This is a genomic window from Jatrophihabitans sp. (assembly GCF_051960575.1).
Taxonomy (GTDB): Bacteria; Actinomycetota; Actinomycetes; order Mycobacteriales; family Jatrophihabitantaceae; genus JBQCEE01.
Window position 1 is genome coordinate 1 of record NZ_JBQCEE010000156.1, and the last position, 4,577, is coordinate 4,577.

A 4,577-nucleotide genomic window follows, 5' to 3' on the forward strand; every position below is an offset into this window, starting at 1 on the left:
GTAGTGCCGACTCCTCGTCGACGAACTCCTCGGCAGCCAGTACGGCGCCCTGAGCTGTCCGGGCGTCGGCGGGTCGGACGAACTTGTACCCGACGTTGCGCACCGTGCCGATCATCGCTTCGTGCTCGGGGCCGAGCTTGGCGCGCAGCCGCCGGACGTGGACGTCGACGGTCCGGGTGCCACCGAAGTAGTCGTAGCCCCAGACCTCCTGCACCAGGTGCGAGCGGGTGAAGACCCGGCCCGGGTGCTGGGCGAGGAACTTCAGCAGCTCGAACTCCTTGTAGGTGAGGTCGAGCACGGCACCGTCGAGCCGGGCGGTGTACGTGGCTTCGTCGATGGTGAGGTCGCCGATCTCGAGCCGGCCGGTGACCTCCTCGGACACCGCGGCGCGCTTCTCGACGGCCAGCCGCAGTCGCGCGTCCAGCTCGGCGGGCCCTGCGGTGTCGAGCACGAAGTCGGCGACGGCCCACTCGCCGGACATCGCGATGAGGCCGCCCTCGGTGAGGATGGCGACGACCGGCACGTCCGCGCCGACGGCGGAGAGCAGCCGCAGGAAGCTGCGGGCGCCGACGAGGTCGCGGCGGGCGTCGACGAGCACGATGTCACCGAGCGCGCGGTCGACCAGCGCGGCGGCGTCCTGCGGCAGGACGGTCACCTGGTGGGGCAGCAGGGCGAGGGCCGGCAGCACCTCGGTCGTGGACTGGGCGGTGGACGTGAGGAGAAGGAGCTCCACGGTCGCCTCCTGTCGGGTACGGCTCGGGTACGCCGGTGCGCACATCGGGTCGGACGAAGTCGACCACGAAGCGATTACACCCGTGTTTCACCGCGCCCGCGACCCGTCGAAGGTCACCTCCGGCGGTGATCACGGACAATCGTCCGGTGACCGATCCGCGCCCCGTCGTGCTCGAGACGTCCGACGGCATCCGGCTCGCTGCCACGTACTGGCCGGCCGACGGCGACGCGACCGGTGTCGGCTGTATCGTGGCGCACGGCTTCACCATGCACTCGCAGCGGCCGGACGTGCAGCGCATCTGCCGGGCGCTCGCGTCCCACGGCCTGGCCGTCCTGTCCCCGGACTTCCGCGGCCACGGCGACTCCGGCGGGCTGGTGACGGCCGGCGCGGAGGAGATCCACGACATCGCCGCGGCGGTGGCCTGGCTGCGCGACGACGGCTTCGCGCAGGTCGCGGTGCTCGGCTGGTCGATGGGCGGCACCGCGGTGCTGCGGCACGCCGGCCTGGGCGGTGACGCGGACGCGGTGGTGAGCGTGAGCGCGCCGGGCCGGTGGTTCGAGCGCGGCACGCGCCCGATGCGGCTGCTGCACCTGGCCTTCGAGACCGGCATCGGACGGTGCGTCGCCCGGCTGCTGTTCGGCACGCGCATCTCGTCCGCAGGCTGGGCGACGGTGCCCGAGTCGCCGGCCGAGGTCGCCGGCGCGATCGCCCCGCGTCCACTGCTCATCGTGCACGGCGAGCTGGACAAGTACCTGCCCGTCGCGCACGCCGACGAACTGGCCGCAGCGGCGCCGTCCGCCGACGTCTGGATCGAGCCCGGCATGGGGCACGCCGAGGTCGCCACGTCGCCCGAGCTGGCCGCGCGGATCGCTGACTGGGTGGTCGCGCACTGCGCGCCTCACCGTGCCGCGCTCGACGAGGGGGTCTGCGACGATGGCCGGCGTGACTGACGGCGCCGTGCTGCCCGCGACCCGGCCCGAGGTCGGCCGCCTGCCGCTGGTCGAACTGGCCACCGCGGTCGTCGCGATCGGCGGGCTCGCGCTCGCCGCACGGCAGGGGAGCGTGCCGCTGCTCGTGGCGGTCGCCGTCGTGCAGGCGCTGCTCGTCGCGTCATGGTTCGTCGGCCTCGCCGGCGTCGGCCGCCGCGGTGCGGCCGTGCTTGCGGTGCTCGCCGCCGGTGCCGCCGACGCCTGCCTCACGCACTGGACGCACGACCGCCTCGGGCCCCTGCTGCCGGTGCTCGGCCTCGCCGTACCCGTGCTGTTCGTGCACCAGCTCGCGCGCGGAGCGGCCCGGGTGCAGCTGATCCGGTCGCTGTCGTCGGCCGCGCTGCTCGTCCTCACCGTCGTCGCGCTGTCGGCGGTGCTGCAGCTCCGCCACGAGTTCCGGCCGACGGACCTCGGCGCGCACGTCGCGACCGCAGTGCTGGCCGCGGCGGCCGGGGCCGTCGTCGCGGGCCACCTCGTCGACCTGTTGCTCGCGACGCCGCGCTTCGACGCCGACGTGCCGCGCGGGCTGCCCGGGCTGGTCGTCGCCGCGGCCGTCGGCGCGGTCATCGGGCACGTCGTGCTGCGGCACGAGCACGCCTTCCTCGGCGGCCGGGCGGCCTTCGTGGGCGGCGCCTGCGGAATCGTCGCCGCGCTGCTCGCCGTGGCCGGCAGCTTCGCGCTGGCCGAGGGTGCGCCGCGCGCCGGTGCCTGGGTCGAGCGGTGCGGCGCGGTCTTCGCGACGCTGCTCGCCCCGGCGCTGCTCGCTCCCGGCGCGTACCTGCTCTGCCTGGTCCTCCGGACGTGACGCCGCCCGCGTCGAACTGATCTCCCGCCCGTGCTGCTCGTCGTCCTCGCCGTCGTCGCGATCCTCGCGCTGCTCGCGCTCGCGCTGCCGCTGCTCGACCGAGCAGCTGTCGCGGTCGCCGAGCGCACCTCGTCGGACTTCCTCGGCCAGCCGTTCGGCAGCCCACCGGTCGTGCGCATCCACGGCACCCCGTTCCTGACCCAGGCGCTGCGCGGGCGGTACCGGTCGATCACGGTGTCCGGCGGCGGGCTGCGCATCGGCGACATGCGCGGCGCAACCCTGCACGCGCGCGTCGTCAACGCCCACCTGCCGCTGCTGGCCCTGCTCGGCCGGCGGGTCACCGAGCTGCCCTGCGAGCACCTCGAGGGCGAGCTGGTGCTGCCCTACGGCGAGCTCGCCCGGGTCAGCCGCATCCCGTACCTCACCCTCGACTACCAGCCGGACGCTGACGGCGGACGCCTCGTCGCGAGCGCCGCACTGCCGGTGCCGGGCATCAGCTCGCTCGCCCGGCTCAGCGGCGAGGCCATCCTCTCGATCGTCGGCGGCAGCTCGGTCTGGTTGCGGCTCGGCGGCGTCTCGGTGGCCGGGATCAGCGTTCCGAAGATCGTGCTCGACCAGCTGCTCGGCTCGCTGAGCGTGCCCATCCCGCTGCCGGTGCTGCCGTACGGGCTGCGGCTGGCCGACGTGCGCCCGACGCCCGCCGGGCTCGAGGTGCACGGCTACGCGGACGCCACCCGGTTGACGGCGCGGCCGGGCGTGCTCGCGTCCGGTGCCTGATTTCTGTCAGCGGGGCTCGGCTGACTACCATCCACGGCATGGGTGAGGGTTCGGTCCGCGGCGGCGCACGCCGCCCGCTGCTCACCTCCCGCCGCGCGGTCGACCTGTGCCGTGTGGGCAGCTGCCTGTGTCACGTCCGCTGACCGACGTCCCGGACCCGATCGCCGCGTTCGTCCGAACGCCTCGCGATGCCCCCACATGCAAGCGACAACTCCGCACCACCACCGCACCCGACTGAGGGAGAGAACCCCACATGAGCCGCGCTGACGTGCTCGTCTCGGCCGACTGGGCCGAGCAGAACCTGAACGCCCCGGGCGTCGTCTTCGTCGAGGTCGACGAGGACACCTCGGCCTACGACGGCGGCCACATCCCCGGCGCCGTCAAGCTGGACTGGAAGACCGACCTGCAGGACTCGGTGATCCGCGACTTCGTGTCGAAGGAGCAGTTCGAGGCCCTGCTGTCGGCCAAGGGCATCGGCAACGACGACACCGTCGTGCTCTACGGCGGCAACAACAACTGGTTCGCCGCCTACGCCTACTGGTACTTCAAGCTCTACGGCCACCAGGACGTGAAGCTGCTCGACGGCGGACGCAAGAAGTGGGAGCTCGACGGCCGCGAGCTCAGCAAGGACGAGGTGTCGCGTCCGGCCACGCAGTACACGGCGCAGGACCAGGACACCTCGATCCGCGCCTTCCGCGACGAGACGATCGCCGCCATCGGTGCCAAGAACCTCATCGACGTGCGCTCGCCCGACGAGTTCACCGGCAAGCTGCTCGCGCCGGCGCACCTGCCGCAGGAGCAGTCGCAGCGCGGCGGCCACATCCCCACCGCGCTCAACGTGCCGTGGAGCAAGGCGGCCAACGAGGACGGCACCTTCAAGAGCGACGACGAGCTGCGCAAGCTCTACGTCGACGAGGCCGGCCTGGACGAGGGCAAGGAGACGATCGCCTACTGCCGCATCGGCGAGCGCTCGTCGCACACCTGGTTCGCCCTGCACGAGCTGCTCGGCTACGAGAACGTCAAGAACTACGACGGCTCGTGGACCGAGTACGGCTCGCTGGTCGGCGTCCCGATCGAGAAGGGCTGATCGCCATGTGTGGAGCTCCCGCCCAGTCGCCGTCACTGCCCGCCGGCATCGACCTCGAGAAGGAGACGGTGATCTACGGCGTCGTCTCCAAGGACGACGCGCCGGTCCCCGCCGCCTACGTCCGGCTGCTGGATGCATCGGGTGAGTTCACCGCCGAGGTGGTCACGTCCGCGACCGGCGACTACC

The 4,577-nt window shown here is 73.0% G+C and carries 7 protein-coding genes; 6 read left to right on the forward strand and 1 reads right to left on the reverse strand.

What is annotated here, in order from left to right:
- On the reverse strand, nucleotides 1-733 hold a 733-nt coding region (locus tag ACTHMS_RS08870), incomplete at its 3' end, for a response regulator transcription factor (protein ID WP_440306300.1).
- A 146-nt stretch (nucleotides 734-879) separates the two neighbouring features.
- On the opposite strand from ACTHMS_RS08870, the gene ACTHMS_RS08875 reads away from it, so the two are divergent.
- The 6 genes from ACTHMS_RS08875 to ACTHMS_RS08900 form a co-directional block, all read left to right on the forward strand.
- Nucleotides 880-1,683 (forward strand): alpha/beta hydrolase family protein, encoded by an 804-nt coding sequence (locus ACTHMS_RS08875; RefSeq protein WP_440306301.1) that lies wholly within the window; start codon nucleotides 880-882, stop codon nucleotides 1,681-1,683.
- On the forward strand, nucleotides 1,676-2,527 hold the full coding sequence (locus ACTHMS_RS08880) for a hypothetical protein (protein WP_440306302.1): 852 nt from the start codon (nucleotides 1,676-1,678) through the stop codon (nucleotides 2,525-2,527). The genes ACTHMS_RS08875 and ACTHMS_RS08880 overlap by 8 nt, the downstream gene beginning before the upstream one ends.
- A gap of 30 nt (nucleotides 2,528-2,557) precedes the next feature.
- Nucleotides 2,558-3,304 (forward strand): LmeA family phospholipid-binding protein, encoded by a 747-nt coding sequence (locus ACTHMS_RS08885; RefSeq protein WP_440306303.1) that lies wholly within the window; start codon nucleotides 2,558-2,560, stop codon nucleotides 3,302-3,304.
- A gap of 38 nt (nucleotides 3,305-3,342) precedes the next feature.
- Nucleotides 3,343-3,447 (forward strand): putative leader peptide, encoded by a 105-nt coding sequence (locus ACTHMS_RS08890; protein ID WP_440306304.1) that lies wholly within the window; start codon nucleotides 3,343-3,345, stop codon nucleotides 3,445-3,447.
- Between the two features lie 110 nt (nucleotides 3,448-3,557).
- Nucleotides 3,558-4,391: a sulfurtransferase gene (locus ACTHMS_RS08895; RefSeq protein WP_440306305.1), complete on the forward strand. Its 834-nt coding sequence runs from the start codon at nucleotides 3,558-3,560 to the stop codon at nucleotides 4,389-4,391.
- 5 nt (nucleotides 4,392-4,396) lie between these two features.
- A partial coding sequence (locus tag ACTHMS_RS08900; RefSeq protein ID WP_440306306.1) for a DUF1416 domain-containing protein occupies nucleotides 4,397-4,577 on the forward strand: 181 nt, incomplete at its 3' end.